The following is a 569-nucleotide window of genomic DNA, read 5'->3' on the forward strand; positions in this document are numbered from 1 at the left end:
TGCCGGCACCGGTATTGCCGGACTGAGCCGGCTCGCGGTCTGGCTGATTAAGCTCGGTATCCGACCAGAGCGTATCCGCAAAGGGCATCCGGAAGAGAACGGTCGCCACGAACGCATGCACCGTTCGCTGAAACACAGCCTGAGCTTCGGTAACCGCCGGGCGACGCTTGAGGAACAGCAGGCCTGGTTCGACAGCTATCGTGAAGAATTTAACCGGGAGCGGCCGCACGAGGCGCTGGGCGGTCTGACGCCGGGAGGTATCTGGGTGCCGTCGCCGAGAAAATGGGACGGAAAAACGCCGCAGGTGAGCTATCCCGAAGGGGCGAAAGTGTACCGGGTGCGCTCCAAAGGCGACATCTACATTGGCAAAAGGTTATTCCTGAATCAGGCGCTGCGGGGTGAATATGTGATGCTGGAGGAACGTGAGGAAGGGCTTGAAGCGATAATATTTAACCGGATGGACCTTGCTTACTACGACAGACGTAAGCAAAGTATCATCCGGATAGATTAGGCAGAATGTGTTACCTGTGTGACCGGTCTGATCTGTAACCTATGTGGCCGGTCGTACA

The 569-nt window shown here is 56.9% G+C and carries 1 protein-coding gene; it reads left to right on the forward strand.

Annotation, left to right across the window (positions count from 1 at the left end):
• Positions 1-511: integrase core domain-containing protein (locus D6029_RS22090; RefSeq protein ID WP_147365259.1), on the forward strand; the 511-nt coding region annotated here is incomplete at its 5' end.
• Positions 512-569: the final 58 nt, after the last annotated feature.

The sequence above is a fragment of the Buttiauxella izardii genome (genome assembly GCF_003601925.1).
Lineage (GTDB): Bacteria > Pseudomonadota > Gammaproteobacteria > Enterobacterales > Enterobacteriaceae > Buttiauxella > Buttiauxella izardii.